This is a genomic window from Phycicoccus sp. Root563, from assembly GCF_001427915.1.
Lineage (GTDB): Bacteria > Actinomycetota > Actinomycetes > Actinomycetales > Dermatophilaceae > Pedococcus.
Map to the genome: position 1 here is coordinate 1,898,586 of NZ_LMGM01000001.1, position 18,672 is coordinate 1,917,257.

Here is an 18,672-nt window from a genome sequence, read left to right on the forward strand (position 1 = left end):
GGTCGCGAATCACCTTGGCGCACAACAGATCTGTGTCGCAGGCACGCATCGAGGGTCCAGTGTCGGCTACTCCACGCGCCGATCGCGGCGCGACCTCCACACTGCGCGATCCGGCTATGGGCACGACGCGGCGCGGCTAGGGACAAGGGGCGCGGACGGGCTTCCATGGTCATGGATGAACTGCACGTGGCGCGAACGAGACCAAGTAGCGCGTGCAGCTGCAGACGGGGCCCGGATCTCCAGGCCCGCGCCTACAGGCATCCGAGGGTTGTGGCCTAGTCGGGGAGCGATCTCGGACGAAGCCGCAAACCCAGTTGCCTGGGCCTGGGCAGGGCCAACCGGGCAACGCGGTGAGCGGTCCCGAAACCTCCCCCTCGCCGGGACCGCTCACCTTCTCCATCACGGACCAGCACGTCCGGATGACGACCCCCGGTGCCCCTGGCACGCCGATCCCTGCCACGACGCCCTCGCGGCACGAAGGAGACAACCATGTCCACTCGCAGAACCGTCCTGAAGGGGCTGGGCGCCGGCGCCCTCGTCACGACCGGACTCACCCTCACAGGGGGCTCGTCCGCCCAGGCTGCCCCGACCGGCGACGAGATCCTCCTCGACTCCTACACGGGCACCGACGACCAGAAGCTGACCGCCGCCCTGGCCGCCGCCAAGGCATCGAGCCCGCGCCTGCCCATCCGGCTCGCGGCGAGGAACCACACCTTCAGCCAGACCCGCACGACCTTCAGCGGCCTGCGGATCCTGGGGCCCAACACCGGGTGGCAGAACCCCGAGATCAGCGGTATAAGCGGGGCGCTCCCGCAGTGCACCGTCACCCTCAACTGCGGCAACGGCGCCAGCTCCTGGCTCGTGGGGACCGCGACCACCTACGACGTCACGGTCTCGGGGATCTGCTTCAAGTCCTCCAACGGGGTGACGCAGTTCTACCACCACCCCTACAGCGCAGGAACGTCCTACGCCACCCGGCTCGACACCCTCACCTTCCTCGGGTTCAAGCACGTCCTGGGCACCCCGGCCGACCCGTTCGCCGCAACCCTCAACACCTGGGCAGGTGACTGGACGCTCGTCGGCGTGCAGGACACCCAGTTCTCGTTGGGCGGCTCCGACAACTGGTTCTGCCCCTCCTCGATGAACTACGGGTGGGCCGGAGCCAACGGCGGCAAGTACCTCATGCGCTTCTCGAACGTCTCGAAGACGAGCGTGCGGAACCTCTACCTGACCGCCCGCGGGGGCTCGCGTGCCATCCTCGTCGAGGGGCCGGCATCCCAGCAGGGTGGTCTCGACTTCTCCGACTGCGTGATCGAGGGCCAGAACGCCAACGACCCCGCCATGGGCGCCCTCATCGTGGTCAAGGGCGGCGGTGCCTCGTTCACGAACACCAAGCTGAACTTCGGCATGGCGCGCCCGTCGGACTTCACCGACCAGTCGGACACCGGCCTGATCATGGTCCAGGGCGGCACCGCCGTCTTCACCAACACCTGGACCAACCGCGCGACGGCGACGGCCGAGTCGGTCCCGGTCGTCGCGGTGTCAGGCGGTCAGGCCTACGTTTCGACCGTCCTGGGCATGGGCGGCAACTGGAGCAGCAAGCCCAAGGCGGTCCGGACCGGTGGAGCCCTCGTCACCGACGCGACGGTCACCGCGGCCTGAAGTCAGTCCCTGGAGTGGCCCCGGCTGACAGCCGGGGCCACTTCGTCGTCAGGGACGGCCGCCGTACGGGAGCAGGTCGCTGCGGTAGATGGAGGCGTAGCGGACGTTCGCACCGGTGTGCGGCGCCTCGATCATCTGGCCGTCGCCGACGTACAGGCCCATGTGGTGGCTGGTCTCGCCCGAGCTGCCGTAGAAGACCAGGTCGCCGGGTCGCAGGTCGCTGATGGCGACGCGCGAGGTCTCGCTCCACTGGGCGCCGGTGTAGTGGGAGAGGTTGACCCCGGCCTGCTGCCAGGCGCGCATCGTCAGACCGGAGCAGTCGAAGGAGTCCGGCCCCGTGGCACCCCACTGGTAGGGCTTGCCGAGCTGGGCCTGGGCGTAGGCGATGACCGCGGACACGCCACCGCTGCTCGGGGGCGGCGGGGCAGGGGTCGGGTCGGCCGGCTTGGGTGCCGGCGGCTTCGGACGGGACGGCTGGGGGCGGTTGTTCTTCGCAGCCTTGGCCGCCTTCTCCGCAGCGATGGCGGCGGCGCGCTGACGGGCGGCCTCGGCCTCGGCGCGGGCGGCGGCCTGCTGGGCCGCCCTCTTGGCCGCGGCGTCACGGGCGGTCCGGGCGCGCTCCTGCGCGAGCTGGGCCTGCTTGGCCGCCTCGGCGGCGGCGGCACGGGCCACCGCGGCGGCAGCCAGGCCGTCCTGGCGCTGGCGCTCGAGGTCGACCGACGTCTTGCGCAGCGACGCGAGCTGCGTCACCAGCGTGGCCTGCTGCTGCTGGATCCGGGCCGCTGCGGCCTGGGCCTCGTCGGCGCGGGCCTGGGCCGCGTTGCGGGCTGCCTCGGCGGCCTGGGCCGCCTTCGCCTGGGCGGCCTGCGCCTCGGCGGCCTGACGGCGCATCGTGCTCGCGACGATCGAGGTGGCGTCGGCGCGCTGCAGCGACCGGGTCCGCGCGTCACCGACGGCCTCGAGTGCGGAGGCCTTGTCGATCAGCTCCTGCGGACCCTTGCTGTCGAGGTAGGCCTCGAGCTCCCCGAAGCTGCCGCCCTGCTGGTAGACGTTGGCCGCGTAGCGACGCACCTCGAGACTGGCCGAGTCGGCGATCTTCTGTGCGGCGGCGGCACGCTTCTGCGCCGCGGCGGACTCGGCAGCCCGCTGCTCCAGTGCGACGCGGGCGCCGTTGAACTCCTCGGCGGCCGCAGCAGCCGAGTCCTGGACCTGGCTGAGCTGGGCGCTGGCGGAGGCGTACTGCGCGTCGAGGGTGGAGATCTGGCCGGCCGTGCCGGTCACCGCGGCCTTGGCGCGGTCGACCTGCGCCTTGGACGGGTACACGGGGTTGGGGTCGGCCGTGGCCGACAGCGTCGTCGCGAGGGTCAGCAGACCGACGAGGGACAGCGCCGAGCCTGCGCGCAGCGCGCGGCGAGCGACGAAGGTACCTGGCACGGGGGGATGCCTCTCGGACGGGGACGCGGGACGGACCGGGGTGGTCCGGGGTGGACCGGGGTGGACCGGGGTGGACCGGGGATGGTTCAGGGGTGGTGCGGGTGGGGCTGGTGGTGCCGGGGAAAGTGGCAGCCGGAGCAGACTAGGGCTGGATTTCACTCGAACCCCTCGAGTCACACCGCTACCACGTCTCCAGGGCCCTGCCGGCCGCAGATCTGCCCGTCGGGCGACGAGTTACACCCATGTTTTTCAGCAGGCAGGCGGGCCGCTTCGATCAGGTGTCCAATTTTGGTCACGAATCGGTCACGAAATCGGCGTTTGTGCAGGTGAGAGGCCCTCCCGGCGGTGGATCACGTCGTCCGGGAGCCGGGAATCGGCTGTTCTCCCGACCCCCATACCTCCGCAAATCGGACCTGCCCGGAGCCGTCAGGGGGTGAGGGGTTCCCCGGCGCGCAGCGCGTCGTAGGCCGCCGGGTCGTTCGCCTTGAGCTCCCGGCGGACCTTGCGCCGGTAGCGCAGGATCTGGGCCACCCCGAGTCCCCAGACGAGGTACTGCACGGACATCGCGGCCCGGAACGAGTCGACGTCGTAGGTGCTGGGACCTCCCGGGGCGACCCGGTCGAGGACGATCCCGATGAGCGTCACCGTGGACAACGACGCGAGGAACCCCCCGACGTTGACGATGCCGGTCGCGCTACCGAGCCGGGTGGGCGGGTTGAACGTCCTGGCCAGGTCGAAGCCGACCATGGAGCCGGGGCCCCCGACGGCGGTGACGACGACGAGGACCACCAGCACGGGCAGGGGTGCGCGGCCCGGCCACAGGAGCACGACCGCCCACACCGTCATGATCGCGGCCACGATGGCGAGGATCAGGGTCGACCGCGAGAACGGGTACCTCGTGACGAAGCCGCCGATGATCGGGCTGGTCACGACCGTGGTGATGGTCATGAGCATGAGCAGGGTGCCTGCGGTCGACGGCGAGAGGCCCTGACCGGCGACGAGGAACGGGTAGCCCCAGAGGAGGGCGAAGACCGTGGCACCGAACTGCGCGGAGAAGTGCGACCAGAGCCCGAGCCGGGTGCCCGGGGTGCGCCAGGCGGCGCGCACGGCCCTGGCGATGGCCCTCACCTTGATCTCGTCGAGCTCGTGGTCGGGGTTCGGGGAGTCACGGACGACGACAAGGACCAGCAGGCCGAGGACGACCCCGACGAGTCCGGCGGTCGCGTAGGACGGCGTCCACCCGTAGGCGTGGAGTGCGTGGACCAGGGGCGTGGCAGCGACCAGGGCGCCCACCTGGCCCAGCAGCCCGGTGAGCTGGGTGACCATCGGGATGCGCAGGGGCGGGAACCACAGCGCGACGATCCGCAGCAACGGGATGAAGATCATGGCGTCGCCGACCCCGACGAACACCCGGGCCACGAGACCGGCGGCGAACGAGTCGGCGAACGCGAACCCCAGCTGCGCCAACGTCATCAGCGTGACGCCGGACAGCAGCAGCCGCTTGGACCCGAACCGGTCGAGCAGGGCACCCACCGGGATCTGCATCGCGGCGTAGACGAGCAGCTGCACCATCGTGAACACCGACAGCTGGGTCGCGGCGATGTGGAACCGCTCGGTGGCGATCAGCCCGGCGACGCCGAGCGAGCTGCGATGGAAGACGGCCAGCACGTAGATCGAGACCGAGGCGCCGTAGACGACCCAGGCCCGGCGACCACCGAGCTCGAACGAGGCGGGGCGGCTGGTCACGTGCCTCATTCTCGCGCAGCCCCCGTCCCGGCCTCGCGCCGGACCACCGGCCGGACGAGCGCCGCCGTGGAAGCGTAGGTTCGCCGCGTGGAACAGCTGCGCAGGGACGGCCTCGTCTTCGACGTCACCGACACCGGTCCGTCCGACGGAGAGGTCGTCGTGCTGCTGCACGGCTGGCCGCAGGACCGGTCCGCGTGGCACGCGGTGGCCGACCGGCTCGCCACGGCGGAACTGCGCGTCCTGGCACCCGACCAGCGCGGCTACTCGCCCGGGGCCCGCCCCCGTGCCGTGGCGGCATACCGGATGTCGCAGCTGGTCGCGGACGTCCTCGCCCTCGTCGACGCCAGCGGCGCCGACCGCGTGCACCTCGTCGGGCACGACTGGGGAGGGGCGGTCGCGTGGGCGTTCGCGGAGCGGCACCCGGAGCGGCTGACCGGTCTCACCGTCGTCTCGACCCCCCACCACCGCGCGATGGCCTCGGCCCTGCGCCACGGCGGCCAGGCGCGCAAGAGCTGGTACATGCTCGCCTTCCAGCTCCCCCTCCTCCCCGAGGCGGTGCTGCGCCGCCGCCTCCCCGACGTGCTCCGGCGCAGCGGCCTCCCCGCCGAGCACGTCACGAGGTATGTCGCCCGCTTCCGTGAGCCGGGCGCCGCGCGTGGCGGTCTGGCCTGGTACCGGGCGCTGCGCCCCCGCCCGTCGGCCCTTGCCCGCCGACGTCCCTCCCGCCCGGCGCCCGGGCCGATCCAGGTGCCGACGACCTACCTCTGGGGCCGTCGCGACCCGGCGCTCGGACGCGCCGCCGCGGAGCGCACCGCGCTGTGGGTGGGGGCCGACTACCGGTTCGTCGAGCTCGAGGCCGGCCACTGGCTGCCGGAGACGCACCCCGATGACGTGGCTGCCGCCGTCCTGGACCGGGTGCGCCCGACGCCTCAGGGGTAGAGGGGCCGCGGGCCGTCCCACGTGTCGCGCATGGCCCAGCTCGTGGCGGCCAGCAGCTCCACGGCACCCGTCTCGGCGGCCACCGTCGCGCGGGTCGCGTCCTCACGGGTCGGGTAGACCCGGGCCGTCAGGGCACGACCGTTGACGAACACCTCCAGGGCCGAGTGGTCGACCAGCACCCGGAGGTCCACCCGTCCGTCGGCGCCGATCGGCACCTCACCCGAGCGGGGCGTGCGGTCCACGGAGTCGTCGAGGCTGGAGCGGGACCGGTCCAGCGCGACCGTCCCACCGGGCCCCGGGCCGACGTCGCGCCTGACGCGCAGCACGGTGGCCTCTTCGCCGTCCCCGGTCGAGGCCAGCACGAGGACGGCGCTCGCCCCGGGTTCCAGGACCATGACGAGCTCCAGGTCGCGCTGGTCCCCCTCCCCCAGGCCGAGCGGCACCGGGCCGAGCTCCTGGGCGGCGCGCCGCTGCTCGTCGGTGCGCAGGGTGGCCACCTCCGGCGCCGGCGCCTGGGCGAGGGCGCCGTCCGGACCGAGGGTGACGACGCGAGGCAGCGACATGACGCCGGACCAGCCGTGGGCGACCATCGCCTCGTCGTCGCGGCCCTCCTGCAGCCAGCCGAACAGCACCCGCCGGCCGCTCTCGTCCCTGAAGCTCTGGGGGGCGTAGAAGTACCGCCCCCCGAGGTCGAGGCGGTGCAGCCGGTCCGGCTCGAACGTGTCGCCGCGATAGCGCCCGCTCCAGTAGAGGGGGTAGTGGGTCACCCCTGCGTCCCAGGCCGAGAACACCAGCACGTCAACGGGATCCGGCTTCCGTGCCCCGTCCCCCTCGCTCGCCGCCGGCGGGCGGAACAGGTCGACGCACTCCCACATCGTGCCCGTCCAGTCGCCGGCGTCGACGGTGCCCGTGGACGCGTCCCCGGTGAGGAGGGGGCCGACGTAGTCCCAGTGCCGCAGGTCGGTGGACTCGTAGAGCAGGGCGGTACCGCCCTGTCCCGCGATCCCGGAACCGACGAGGTGGCGCCACCGACCGTCCTCGCGCCAGACGCAGTGGTCGCGGTAGGCCGTCAGGTCGAGCCCGTCGGGGTAGTCGGCGATCACCGGGTTGCCGGGGTCCTTGACCCACGTGTTCAGGTCGGCCGAACCCGTTGCGACGCAGGGAAGCTCGCGCTCGTCGTGGCGACCGGAGTAGACGACCGTGGGAGTGCCGTCGTCGTCGACGAGCACCCCTGACCAGCACCCGTCCCGGTCGGGACCCTCGTCGCCCGGCACCAGGGCGATCGGCTGGTCGGCCCAGGTGACGAGGTCGGTGCTCGTCGCATGGCCCCAGTGGATCCGGCTGTGCAGCGCTGACGTCGGGTTGTACTGGTAGAAGAGGTGGTAGGTCCCGTCCCACTGGGTCAGGCCGTTGGGGTCGTTGAGCCAGCCGGCCGGCGAGACGAAGTGGAATCGCGGTCGGTGGCGGTCCGCCTCGGCGAGCTCGACGAGGGTCGGCTGGGGGGCACGGCTGCTCATGCGTGACGGTCCTGGGGTCGGGCGACCCGGCCTGCGGCCGGTTCGGGCGGCGCTAGCCTACGAGCAGGAGGTGGTCGTCATGGGTCTGGTCCAGGTGGCGCAGCACGCCGAAGACCTCGACCGCGCGTCGGCCTTCTACGAGCTCCTGCTCGGGGCACCGCCGCTGGCCAGGTTCGACCCGCCGGGGCTGCTGTTCTTCGCCCTGGGCGACGGCACCCGCCTGCTGCTCGACCGTGGCGCGCCCAGCGCGCTGCTGTACCTGCGCGTGGACGACGTCCGCGTCCGTGTCGGCGAGCTGCGCAGCGCCGGTGTGACGGTCGAGTCGGAACCCCACGTCATCTTCAGCCACACCGACGACACCCTAGGCCCGGCCGGCACCGACGAGTGGATGGCGTTCGTGCGCGACAGCGAGGACAACCTCGTCGGCCTCGTCAGCCACGCACCGAGGGCCGAGAGCTGAGCGGCCCCTCGCTCCCGCTGCCCGACCCGTCGCTGGTCGTGCTCGTCGGTCCCAGTGGCAGTGGGAAGTCCACCTGGGCCGCGCGGCACTTCCGTGCCGCCGAGGTCGTGTCCTCCGACGCCCTGCGGGCGGTCGTCGGCAGCGGTGAGCACGACCTGGACGCCTCCGAGGACGCGTTCTCGCTGCTCGACCAGGTGGTTGCCGCGAGGTCCGGACGCCGACTCACCGTCGTCGTGGACACGCTGGGCCTCGACCCGGCGCGCCGTGCGCAGTACCTCTCCCTGGGGAGGTCCGCGGGAATCCCCTGTGTCGCAGTGCTTTTCGAGACCCCGGCACCCGTATGCCGCCGGCGCAACTCCCAGCGCGACCTGCCCGTCCCGAGCCGGGTCCTCGCCCAGCAGCTCGCCGCCGTGCCGGGTGCCCGGGTGGCGCTGGCCGAAGAAGGCTGGGACGGCGTCCTGGTGGTCTCCGACGAGGACGGGGATCGCGCGACCCCCGCTCCCCTGGCGCAGACCGGGCGGCCACCCGCGGTGGCGGCGTCCGACGACGGGCTGCCGGAGGTCATCCTCCAGGTCTCGCGCTTCCCGTGGGGCAGCGAGCCGGCCGGATGGCTGCGGTCGGTGGCGCTCGCGGCGGCGGAGGCCGGCTGCGGAGGCATCGCCCTGATGGACCACCTCATCCAGATCCCGCAGGTCGACCGCGCGTGGGAGCCCATCCCCGAGCCCTGGGTGACCCTCGGGCTGCTCGCCGGTCTCGACACCGAACTCCGTCTGGGAACCCTCGTCTCCCCCGTCACCTTCCGCCCCGCCGGGATCACCGCGAAGGCCGTCGCCACCCTGGACGTGCTGTCCGGCGGACGCGCCTTCGTCGGTGTCGGAGCCGGCTGGTGGGAGCGAGAGCACCGTGGGTTCGGGCTGCCCTTCCCCTCTGCGGGCGAGCGGCTGGACCTCCTCGAGTCGTCGATCGAGACGATGCGGGCGCTCTGGGGCACCGGCACCAAGCCCTACACAGGCGAGCGGGTGACGTTGCCCGAGACGACGGCATACCCGCGGCCGGTGGGGCGACCACAGGTCATCGTGGGTGGCTCCGGGGAGGTGCGCACCCTGCGCATCGCGGCGCGTCTTGGCGATGCCTGCAACCTTCCGAGCGACCTGGAGACGTTGCGGCACAAGGTCTCCGTGCTCCGCCGGCACTGCGACGAGGTGGGCCGCGACCCGGCGGAGGTCGCGATCACCGTCCTCGACGTCCCCGTCCTCGGCCGCGACCGGGACGACACGTGGCGGCGGGTCGAGCGGTTGCGCGGTCGGACCGCAGCCGCGTCGTTCGCCCGCAGGCACCACGCCGGTGAGGCTGCGACGCACGCGCGCCGGTTCCGCGAGCTCGCGGACCTCGGGGTGGCGACGGTGTTCCTCGCCCTGCCGGACCTCGAGGGCCCGGACGACCTCGAGCGGGTCGCCGCGGTCCTGGCCACCCGCCAGGGCGCGGCTCACCCGTTGTCGATCTCCACCGGCTCGACGTCGTCGGCCAGCTCGTAGCCGAAGATGCGCGCGTAGAAGTAGGCCTCGGCCTCCCGGGCCCGGACGATGGTCTCCGCCTTGCGGAACCCGTGCCCCTCCCCGGCGAACTCGAGGTGGGCGACGGGCAGTCCCTTGGCACGGACGGCCTGGGCCATCTCCGTGGCCTGGTTGGGCGGGACGACGCGGTCATCGAGTCCCTGCAACAGGATCATCGGCGCGCTGAGCGACTCCAGGTGGTGCAACGGCGAGCGTTCGCGGTAGACGTCACGGCCCTCGGGATAGGGCGCGACCATCCTGTCGAGGTAGCGGGACTCGAACTTGTGGGTGTCCCGCGCGAGGGCCTCGAGGTCGCCGACCCCGAAGTAGCTCGCGCCCACGGCGAAGACGTCGGTGCCGGTCAGGGCGGCGAGCGTGGTGAAGCCGCCGGCGCTGCCACCGCGGATGGCCAGCCGGTCCCCGTCGACCCGACCCTGCTCCGCCATGGCCCACGCCCCGGTCGCGCAGTCGTCCACGTCGACGACGCCCCACTGCCCCAGGAGCCGCTCACGGTAGGCGCGACCGAAGCCGGTGCTCCCGCCGTAGTTGACGTCGAGGACGGCCAGGCCACGGCTGGTCCAGTAGGCGGTGTCGAGGCTGAAGGCGGGGACCGTCATGGAGGTCGGGCCACCGTGCAGCCGGACGACGAGGGGCGGCAGCTCACCGTCCGGGGCCCGGAACCCTGCACTGGCCGGTGGGTGGAACGCGCCATGGACCGTCAGGCCGGCCGAGTTGGTCCAGGAGACCAGCTCCGGCGTGGACAGCATCCCGGCCGGCAGCTCGAACGCCGACTCCTCGCGGACCACCTCGACCACGCCCCGGTCGAGGTCGACGGTGACCACCGCGCGCGAGCGATCGCTCCGGTCGACCAGGGCCACCACGGTGCGCCCCTCGACCCGGACGTGGTCGAAGGCCACGCCCTCGAGGTCGAGGGCGGTGACCACGCCGTCGACGACGGTCCCGAGGTGGCCGTTCCCCTCGTCGAACCAGCTGCAGACGATGGTGCCGTCGTCGGTGGTGCCGAAGGAGGGGCGGTCGAAGACCCACTGCGGCCACCCCAGCTCGACCTCGGCCGCGGTCAGCGCGACGACGGTGCCGTCGGTCCGGGCCGCCGCGAGGTTGGACCAGCCGGACTCGTCGCTGAGGTGGAGCAGGTCGCCGTCCTGCGACCAGCGCGGTTCGGTGACCGCGACGTCCTGGCCCCCGGTCACGCGCTTCGCTCCCGTGGTCCCCGAGTCGGTGACATCGGCGACCCACAGCTCGGTGGAGTCCCAGGGCATGTTGGGGTGGTTCCACTGCAGCCAGGCGAGCCGGCCGCCGTCCGGGCTGAGGCGCGGCGCCGAGAGGAAGTCCGCGCCCTGCACGAGCACCGTCCCGCCGTCGGCGTTGTCACCGTCGACCTCGAGGCGGACGATCGCGGCGACGGCCTCACCGTCACCTCGGTGGTCCTCGCGCACGCAGTACAGGTGTCGCCGACCTTCGTCGAGTCGCAGGTCGGCATAGCGCAGCCGGCTGTCGCTCTCCGGCGTGATGGCGCGCGGCTCCTCGCCGGCGCCGACCGTGAGGACCCGCACCCGCTGGTCGGCGAAGTCGACGAACGCGACCAGGTCGCCAGCGACGGTGTAGGCGCCGCCTCCGTACTCGTGGACCCGTGACCGCACGTTGAACGGCGGCGGGGTGAGGTCGACACCGTCGCGGACCAGCACCACCCTGCCACCCTCGCTGCCGCGCCCCTCGAGCCAGTGGACGTGTCCGGTGTCGATCGAGGGCTGGTCCAGCGCGACCCGGTCGCCCGCGAGGCTCGCTGCGCTCACGGGAGAGGTCCAGGAGCCGTACGCAGCGGTGGTCGGGGTGCTCGCGGAACTGGTCATGCCGCGCATGATGCCACCAGACGACAGGAGCCCGCCGACCCCTGCGGGTCGTCGGGCTCCTGTTGTCGGGCGGTGTCGGCCTGTTTCGGCCTGGTGCCCTGGTTCGCGGCGTCAGGTCGTGGCGGGCACCCGGCTGAGCTGGGTGAGGGCGAACTCCGTGACCCGCACGAGGGCGTGCTTGGCGGACTCCCGGTCACGGGCGTCCACCTCGATGACGGGGATGTGGTCCGAGATGGCAAGGGCCTCACGGATCTCGTCCGGACCGAACTCGCCCGAGCCGTCGAACTGGTTCAGCGCGACGATGAAGGGCAGCCCCTTGGCCTCGAAGTAGTCGACGGCGGCGAAGCTGTCGTCGAGCCGGCGGGTGTCGACCAGGACCACGGCACCGATGGCACCGATGACCAGGTCGTCCCACATGAACCAGAAGCGTCGCTGGCCGGGCGTGCCGAACAGGTAGAGGACGAGGTTCTGGGCGAGGGTGATGCGGCCGAAGTCCATCGCCACCGTGGTGGTGTGCTTCTGCTGCACCTTGGAGATGTCATCCTGGCCGGCGGACTCCTGCGTGACCAGGGCCTCCGTGCGCAGCGGGTCGATCTCGGAGACGGCACCAACGAAGGTGGTCTTGCCGACGCCGAACCCGCCAGCCACGACGATCTTGGTCGATGCGCTGTTGCGGTTAGAGGGCGCGTAGTCCACTGAGTGTCCTTTCGATGAGTTCACGTCGTTCGTCGGTCGTCGTGTTTTCGGAGATGGTCTTGCGGGTCTTCAGGTGCCCCGCGGAGATCAGGTCCCCGATGAGCACTCGCGCGACCCCGAGAGGGACGTGCAGCTTGGCGGAGATCTCGGCCACCGACTGCGAGGTGGCGCAGAGCTCGATGATGCGACCCGACATGTGTCCCTCGGGCCAGGTCGCGTTGCGTCCGGACGGGAGCACCTCGAGCGTGGCTTCGATGGGCAGGTCCACCACGGACTCGGTGCGTCCGGACGTCAGCGCGTAGGGCCGGACCAACCTCGGTCCGGACTGCTCCTCGCGTGCGTCAGGCGCCATGGCGCTTACCCCGACATCGGCGCCCGGGCAGCCGCGTCGATCATCTTGCCGACGCGGTCAACCAGCACCGCCATCTCGTAGCCAACCTGACCGATGTCCGACTCCGTGCTCGTGAGGGCGGCGAGGTGCGAACCGTCGCCGACGCTCATGAGCAGCAGGAAGCCGAGCTCCATCTCGATCACGGACTGAAGGACCGTGCCACCCTGGAAGAGCCGAGCCGCACCGGAGGCGAGGCTCGCCATACCGGAGGCCACCGCCGCCATCTGCTCGGCGCGGTCCTCGGGCAGCTGCTCGCTGGAGGCCATGGGCAGTCCGTCGGCAGAGACCAGGATGGCGTGGGACACGCCAGGGGTCTCGGTCGCGAACTTGGCCACGAGCCAGTCGTACTCGCCCTTGGGCTGGGCCATGGCGTCAGTGGTGAACATCGGCTTCCTCTCGGTGGGTTCCGTCTTGTGCCTCGGTGCGTGCGGTGCTCACACCGTTCTTGTGGCGGTTCAGGCTGCGGCGAATCGCCTCGGGGTCTCGGCGCGACGTCGCGGGGGCGACGGGCTCCTCGGCCGGCGAGTCGGCTGCGCCGGAGTTCATGGTGGTGCCGGGGCGCCGCATGGGCAGACCGGCGGACGACTCCTGGCGGGGAGCCTGCTCGGCCTCGGCCGAGAACAGCTCCTGGTCGCCCTCGGTCCCGGTCCAGGCCGCCTCCGGCGTGGCTGCCGCGGCGTCCGTGGCCAACCACCCCGACATCATGGAGCGGAAGATCGGCGTGTTCTCGGCTGCCGGGCTGGGCGCGGCCTGGGGGTCAGCCTGCACGTCAATCTGCTCCTCGACCTGGTCGACCTGGGTGTCCTTGGTGTATGCGGTGTCGGTCACCTCGGCGACCGGCTGGTCGACCGGAGCCTCGACCGGAGCCTCGACCGTGGCCTCGGCCGGAGCGGCCTCGACCTGGTGCTCCGCGACGGGTGCCTCGACGACGCCGGCCTCGGGAGCCTCGACGGCGCGAGCCTTGCGGGCGCCGAAGAACGAGGTGTTGTGGGCGCGCAGCGCCGGACGACCGGTGGTGGGCTCCGGGTCGGCCACGACCGGCGTGGTCGAACCGCTCGCACCGGGGACCCGCGTCGGCAGCACCGGCTCGGTGGGCTCCGGAGCGGCAACCGGCTCGGCTGCACGGTCGACCGGCGCCTGCTCGGCCTCGGCCACCCAGGCGTCCGGGACGGTCAGCTCGGTGGTCTGCGGCGCGGCCTCGGTCGCCTGCTCAGCGACCTCGCCCTCACCGTTCTCCGCCTTCGCACGCGCCTCGGTCACCGCGTTGCGGTGCTCGAGCCACGCCGAGAGGTTGGAGGGCATCCGGTGCGGCTCGGCGGCTGCCTCGGCCTCGAGGCGAGCAGCCTCGGCGGCCTTGCGACCCCCGAACCAGCTCGTGCGGCGACCGCTCTTGCCCTTGTCGCCACCCTTGTCGGCTGCCTCGGCAGCAGGCTCGGACGGCGCGTCGGCGAACTCGCGGTACTCGGTGATGCCGGTGGCGCGCGGCTTGCGGACCGGGAGGCCGGCGGCCGAACGCGGGGCCTCGGTGACCTTGGCAGCCTCAGCGGCCTTCGCCTCCTCCGCAGCCTTCGCCTCGGCGGCGACCTTGGCAGCCTCGGCGGCCTTGGCGTCCTCCGCAGCCCTGGCGTCGTCCGCAGCCTTCGCCTCGGCGGCGACCTTGGCAGCCTCGGCGGCCTTGGCGTCGTCGGCGGCCTTGGCCTCGGCGGCCTTCGCAGCCTCAGCGATCTTCGCGTCGTCGGCGGCCTTGGCCTCGGCGACCTTGGCAGCCTCGGCGACCTTGGCAGCCTCAGCGGCCTTGGCGTCGTCCGCAGCCTTGGCCTCGGCGGCCTGGGCGTCGGTCTGGGTGCCGTTGGTGGCGTGGCCGTTCGTCCCGTTCACCGCGGGCTTGTCGCCGTTGGTGCCGTGGCCGTTGGCGCCGGCCTTGGCGTCGGGCGCGGCAGCACCCTCGATGACGGGCTTGATCGGGACGGCCGTGATGGCGTCCGCGGTGGTCGGGCCGTGCGCACCGGGGGTGCGGGTCGGCAGGACCTTCTTGGCCGCGTCCGTGACCGGGCTGGGGGCCCCGCTGGCGCCCTTGACGCGGGTGGGGAGGCCGGCCTTCGTGGTCCCACCGACGGCGGGGACGGCAGGCGCGGTCGGAGCCACGGGGGCAGCTGCCGGAGCAGCGGCCAGGGTCGGGCGAGCGGGGCGGTCGGCTCGGCCCGCGGTGTCGGCCAGGAGGCCGGCAGGCAGGTGGACCGAGACGGTGATGCCGGGCTTCTCGTCGCCGTTGCGGCGCAGGCGGACGGCGATGCCGTGCCGCTTGGCCAGGCTGCCCACCACGAACAGACCCATGCGGCGTGCGGTGTCCGGCGTGATGTCGCCACCGTGGGCCAGCCGGTCGTTGAGCGCGGCGAGCTCCTTGGGCGGCATACCGAGGCCCTTGTCGCTGACCTCGACGAGGAGGCCACCCTCCGGGGTGCGGGCACCACGGATGTCCACGCGGGTGGTGGGCGGCGAGTAGGCCAGGGCGTTGTCGACGACCTCAGCGACCAGGTGGATGAGGTCGGAGCCGACGGCGCCGAGGACCTGGTCGTTCGAGGTGTCACCGATGTCGATGCGCTCGTAGTTCTCGACCTCGGACACCGCGGCACGCACGGCGTCGGAGACGGAGACGGCACCCGAGAAGCCGCGTCGCGTCGAGGTGCCGGCGAGCACGAGCAGCGAGTCGCTGTTGCGGCGCATGCGGGCGGCGAGGTGGTCGAGGCGGAAGAGGCTCTGGAGCCGCTTGGGGTCCTCCTCGTCGCTCTCGAGGCGCTCGATGAGGGACAGCTGCTGGTCGATGAGCGAGGTGCTTCGACGGGAGAGCGTCTCGAACATGTGCCCGACCTGGACACGCAGGCGGGCCTGGTCCCCGGCGAGGGTGAGCGCCTGGCTGTGGAGGTCGTCCACCGCGCGGGCCAGCTGGCCCATCTCCTCACGGGTGTGGACCGGGATCGCGACGAAGGCCGGCGGTTCGGTGCCGTCACGCATCGCGGCAACGGCCTCGGGGAGGCGCTTCTGGGCGACGTCGAGGGCGCCCTGACGGACCGCACGGATCGGGACGAGCAGCGAGCGCAGCAGCGCGAGCACGATCACCAGGGCGGCCAGCAGGGCGACGGCGACGAGCGCGGCGTTGAGGATGGCGGTGTCGCGGAAGGTGGCGGCACGGTCACGCAGGTTGGCCTCGAGCGCGACGAGCTGGGTGTCGAGGAGCTTGGTGTACCCGGCGTTGCTGGACTCGATCACGGTGCCCAGGTCGGCGATCTGCTGCTTCTCGGGTGCCTCCTGCTGGAGGGTGTACCCGCGGCGGCCGTTCTCGTTGAGCAGCTGACGGATCTGGCTGGTGTCGCCGACGGCCTCCGACTGCAGACGCGTGAGGGCGGCCGTCTCGGCGCCGACCTGGCCGATGGCGCGCAGCGAGGCAGCGCCGTCGTCGGCGTTGGAGAGGTTGAGCTGCTGGCCCGTCATCGCGCGCTGGGCGGCGATGGTGTCCTGAAGGCCGACGACGATCTTGGCCGAGGCCGAGTCGTCGGAGAGCCCCAGGTCGGACACGGCGGTCGACAGCAGGGTCGCGATGTTGCCGGACCGGTCGATGACGACGTCGGAGAACCCGTTCTGGGTCTTGGCGTTGCGGACGGCCTGGCCGAGCGAGAGGGCGCTCTGCGCGTTGCGCTTGACCGTCTCGGGGATGCCCGGGGTCTTCAGCGCGATGCGCAGGTCGGCCGCAGCCGACTCGTAGCGCGTGATGGCGGAGATGACCCCGCTGCCACCGACGCTGCCCGCGGCGGCGAGGCGCTGCACGGCCAGGTTGTAGTCGACGACGGGGCGGATCACGAGGACGGTGTCGGCCGCCCGCGAGAGCTGCTGTGCCGAGTTGACGTCGCTCTGGACGCGCAGGCCACCGAACACGAAGGCCAGGATCACGGGCAGGGCAACGGCCGCCGCAAGCTTTCGGCGCAGGGGCCAGTGCCCGAAGGACCAGCCTTGCGGGACACGGCCAGCTACCGACTGCAGTCTGGACACTGAGCCACCTTTCCTCATCAACGAAAACTCGGGCGAACGGCAACATATGGCCGGGAGTACAGCCACGACACGGGGTTGGAAGCCGACTTGGGACGTTCGGATGCTGCACGTCTGGCCGAACGGACTAGAGCCGCTCGGACGACCACGGGAGCGGTCGTCCCGACCACTCCCCAGGGCTGCCGGGGTCCACATGCGGGACGGTGGTGGCACGGCCTCCCCCGAGGCCCGCACCATGCGACCGACGCCAGAGCGAAGCACGAGATCCGACTCGTCTCAACCTGTCCACGAAAAAAGGCACGAACGTCGGAACGGTCCTAGTCCCAGAGGTGTCTTGATCGGTGTTTTGCCCGTAGCGCCTTTGCGCTATGGGTACGTTTTCCCCGTCATCGTCAGGGGGCGAGGTACACAATGGGAATCGATATGGAATCGACCGTTTCATCAGCCGAGGTGCAGGCGCTGCGCCGGCTCTCTCAGCTGATGAACCAGGCCAGTGGTCTGGAGAGCCTGCAGGAGCTGCTCGACCTCGTGGTCGCCGGTGCCGCCGATGTCGTGGGCTTCCAGGTCGCGGCGATCAGCCTCGTGCGCTCGAACGGCGACCTGCAGATCGTCGCGGTGGGGGGCCACCCGGACGCCACGGCACAGCTCGTCGGTCGGCGCACACCGCGCGAGAGCCTCGACGGGGAGTTCGCTGTTGCCGAGCACTGGGGTTCGCTGCGGTTCATCCCGGCAGCCAACCTCCCGAGCAACGCGCGCCCCGGTTGGGTCGCGCCCGAGTGGGACGAGCAGGTCATCGGCGACCCGGACGCCTGGGATCCCGAGGACACCCTGCTCGCACCGTTCTACGACCCGACCGGCGAGATGCTCGGCATGATCTCCGTCGACCTGCCGCTGTCGGCCAAGCGCCCGACACAGGTCCAGCAGGGTGTGCTCGAGGTCTTCGCCAACCAGGCCGGCATCGCCATCAACTCCTTCCGCCAGCGCCAGACCCTCGCCGAGCAGGTGCGCCTCGCTGCCACGGTGCAGAGCGTCGCCCGCATCTCGCAGGGCATCCTCGAGCCCTCCAAGGTCGTCGAGGCCATCGTCGACCCCATCCGCACCGGGCTGGACTGCCTCGGCCTGTGGGTCCGGGCGTTCGCGACCAAGGACGCCGCCAAGACCGACAGCGTCGCGGCCTACTCCGCGCAGGGCACCACCCGGACGCCGGCGAAGATGGTCGAGGTCGCCAGGACGCTCGCCGAGCGGGCCTGGGCCGAGCAGGTCTCCGGAGTCGTGAGCAACGGAGCCGTCCAACCCGCCGGCGCGCTGTCGGACGAGGACCTCGACGAGCTCTTGGCCTACCTCGCCAACACCGGCGCCGGCTCCCTGCTCCTCGCACCGATCGGTGCCGGCACCGAGTGCCTGGGCCACATGGTGCTGACGCGGTCCCCGGACGCCCCGCCGTGGAGCGACGCCGAGCGGGTCGCCGCGCTCGAGATCGGCCGTGACGTGGGCCGCTCGATCGTCAACGCCCGACTGTTCGAGCTCGAGCGCCGGATGATCGCCGAGCTGCGCCGTGCCGACCGGGCCAAGACGACGCTCTTCTCCACGGTGCACCACGAGCTCAAGAACCCGCTGGCGTCGATCGTCGGCCACGTCGAGCTCCTCAAGGAGAACCCGACCGGGGACGCCACGTGGTCGCTGAAGGTGATGGCCCGCAACACCCACCGCCTCCAGGGCCTGGTCGACGACCTGCTCACGCTGTCCAAGGTGAGCGACCCCGACCGGCCGCTCGTGCGCAACCACGTCGACATCTCCGAGCTCGTCCGCGATGCCGCCGACATGTTCCTCCCGCGGGCGGCGCAGCAGGACGTCACGATCAAGGTCATCGCGCCGGAGCACCCACCGACCGCGCTGGGCAGCACCGACGAGCTCGCCCGCCTCGTCGAGAACCTCGTGAGCAACGCCGTGAAGTACACGACCGACGGTGGTGAGGTCACGGTGTCCCTGCGTCCCCTCGGCGACAAGGTCGAGATGGTCGTCGCGGACGAGGGCCTGGGTATCTCGCGCACCGACCTGCAGTCGCTGTTCACGGAGTTCTTCCGCAGCACCAACCCCGACGCCCTCGAGGTCCCGGGCACAGGGCTCGGGCTGAGCATCGTCCAGCGCATCGTGGCTCGGCACAACGGCACGATCTCGGTGGACTCCGAGCTCGGCAAGGGCACCAGATTCACGGTGCTGCTCCCCCGCGCCGACTCCGCCCAGGACCGCGGCTAGCACCCACCCGGTCGGGTATGGCGCACGGGCGACCATGCGCCACACCCCGCCTGTGCGGCGGGTCGCCGACTCCTAGGGTCGCGCCAGTTCGACCACAGGCTCACCA

Annotated in this window: 13 protein-coding genes; 5 read left to right on the forward strand and 8 right to left on the reverse strand. The window is 71.9% G+C overall.

Going from position 1 to position 18,672, the window contains the following annotated elements; all coding sequences use genetic code 11:
- The first annotated feature begins 489 nt into the window (after window positions 1–489).
- The gene (locus tag ASD62_RS09015) at window positions 490–1,662 is read left to right on the forward strand and encodes a hypothetical protein (protein WP_056915671.1); all 1,173 of its coding nucleotides are present in this window, start codon (window positions 490–492) and stop codon (window positions 1,660–1,662) included.
- 48 nt (window positions 1,663–1,710) lie between these two features.
- On the opposite strand, the gene ASD62_RS09020 is transcribed toward ASD62_RS09015, so the two are convergent.
- Both ASD62_RS09020 and ASD62_RS09025 read right to left on the reverse strand, forming a co-directional pair.
- On the reverse strand, window positions 1,711–3,096 hold the full coding sequence (locus ASD62_RS09020) for an NlpC/P60 family protein (RefSeq protein ID WP_056915672.1): 1,386 nt from the start codon (window positions 3,094–3,096) through the stop codon (window positions 1,711–1,713).
- 426 nt (window positions 3,097–3,522) lie between these two features.
- A complete protein-coding gene (locus ASD62_RS09025; RefSeq protein ID WP_056915673.1) occupies window positions 3,523–4,851 on the reverse strand; it encodes a nitrate/nitrite transporter in 1,329 nt (442 codons plus the stop codon).
- Between the two features lie 78 nt (window positions 4,852–4,929).
- Between ASD62_RS09025 and ASD62_RS09030 the strand changes: the two genes are divergently transcribed.
- The gene (locus ASD62_RS09030; RefSeq protein WP_056915674.1) at window positions 4,930–5,781 is read left to right on the forward strand and encodes an alpha/beta fold hydrolase; all 852 of its coding nucleotides are present in this window, start codon (window positions 4,930–4,932) and stop codon (window positions 5,779–5,781) included.
- On the opposite strand, the gene ASD62_RS09035 is transcribed toward ASD62_RS09030, so the two are convergent.
- Window positions 5,772–7,298, reverse strand: coding sequence for a glycoside hydrolase family 32 protein (locus ASD62_RS09035; protein ID WP_056915675.1), 1,527 nt, complete (start codon window positions 7,296–7,298; stop codon window positions 5,772–5,774). The genes ASD62_RS09030 and ASD62_RS09035 overlap by 10 nt on opposite strands.
- Window positions 7,299–7,377: 79 nt before the next feature.
- Between ASD62_RS09035 and ASD62_RS09040 the strand changes: the two genes are divergently transcribed.
- The gene (locus tag ASD62_RS09040) at window positions 7,378–7,758 is read left to right on the forward strand and encodes a VOC family protein (RefSeq protein WP_056917274.1); all 381 of its coding nucleotides are present in this window, start codon (window positions 7,378–7,380) and stop codon (window positions 7,756–7,758) included.
- Window positions 7,759–7,796: 38 nt separating this feature from the next.
- Window positions 7,797–9,293 (forward strand): LLM class flavin-dependent oxidoreductase, encoded by a 1,497-nt coding sequence (locus ASD62_RS09045; RefSeq protein ID WP_235529321.1) that lies wholly within the window; start codon window positions 7,797–7,799, stop codon window positions 9,291–9,293.
- Here the strand turns inward: ASD62_RS09045 and ASD62_RS09050 are convergent.
- The 5 genes from ASD62_RS09050 to ASD62_RS09070 form a co-directional block, all read right to left on the reverse strand.
- Window positions 9,245–11,182 carry a prolyl oligopeptidase family serine peptidase gene (locus tag ASD62_RS09050; RefSeq protein WP_056917276.1) on the reverse strand — a complete coding sequence of 646 codons (1,938 nt, stop codon included), beginning with the start codon at window positions 11,180–11,182 and terminating at the stop codon, window positions 9,245–9,247. The two genes, ASD62_RS09045 and ASD62_RS09050, sit on opposite strands and share 49 nt — an antisense overlap.
- 111 nt (window positions 11,183–11,293) lie before the next feature.
- Window positions 11,294–11,878, reverse strand: coding sequence for an ATP/GTP-binding protein (locus tag ASD62_RS09055; RefSeq protein ID WP_056915676.1), 585 nt, complete (start codon window positions 11,876–11,878; stop codon window positions 11,294–11,296).
- Window positions 11,859–12,230, reverse strand: a complete 372-nt coding sequence (locus tag ASD62_RS09060; RefSeq protein WP_056915677.1) for a DUF742 domain-containing protein — start codon at window positions 12,228–12,230, stop codon at window positions 11,859–11,861. The genes ASD62_RS09055 and ASD62_RS09060 overlap by 20 nt, the downstream gene beginning before the upstream one ends.
- A gap of 5 nt (window positions 12,231–12,235) precedes the next feature.
- The gene (locus ASD62_RS09065) at window positions 12,236–12,637 is read right to left on the reverse strand and encodes a roadblock/LC7 domain-containing protein (RefSeq protein ID WP_056917277.1); all 402 of its coding nucleotides are present in this window, start codon (window positions 12,635–12,637) and stop codon (window positions 12,236–12,238) included.
- Between the two features lie 4 nt (window positions 12,638–12,641).
- A complete protein-coding gene (locus ASD62_RS09070; protein WP_162254758.1) occupies window positions 12,642–16,313 on the reverse strand; it encodes an ATP-binding protein in 3,672 nt (1,223 codons plus the stop codon).
- A gap of 477 nt (window positions 16,314–16,790) precedes the next feature.
- On the opposite strand from ASD62_RS09070, the gene ASD62_RS09075 reads away from it, so the two are divergent.
- Window positions 16,791–18,566, forward strand: a complete 1,776-nt coding sequence (locus tag ASD62_RS09075) for an ATP-binding protein (protein WP_056915679.1) — start codon at window positions 16,791–16,793, stop codon at window positions 18,564–18,566.
- The last annotated feature ends 106 nt before the right edge of the window (window positions 18,567–18,672 follow it).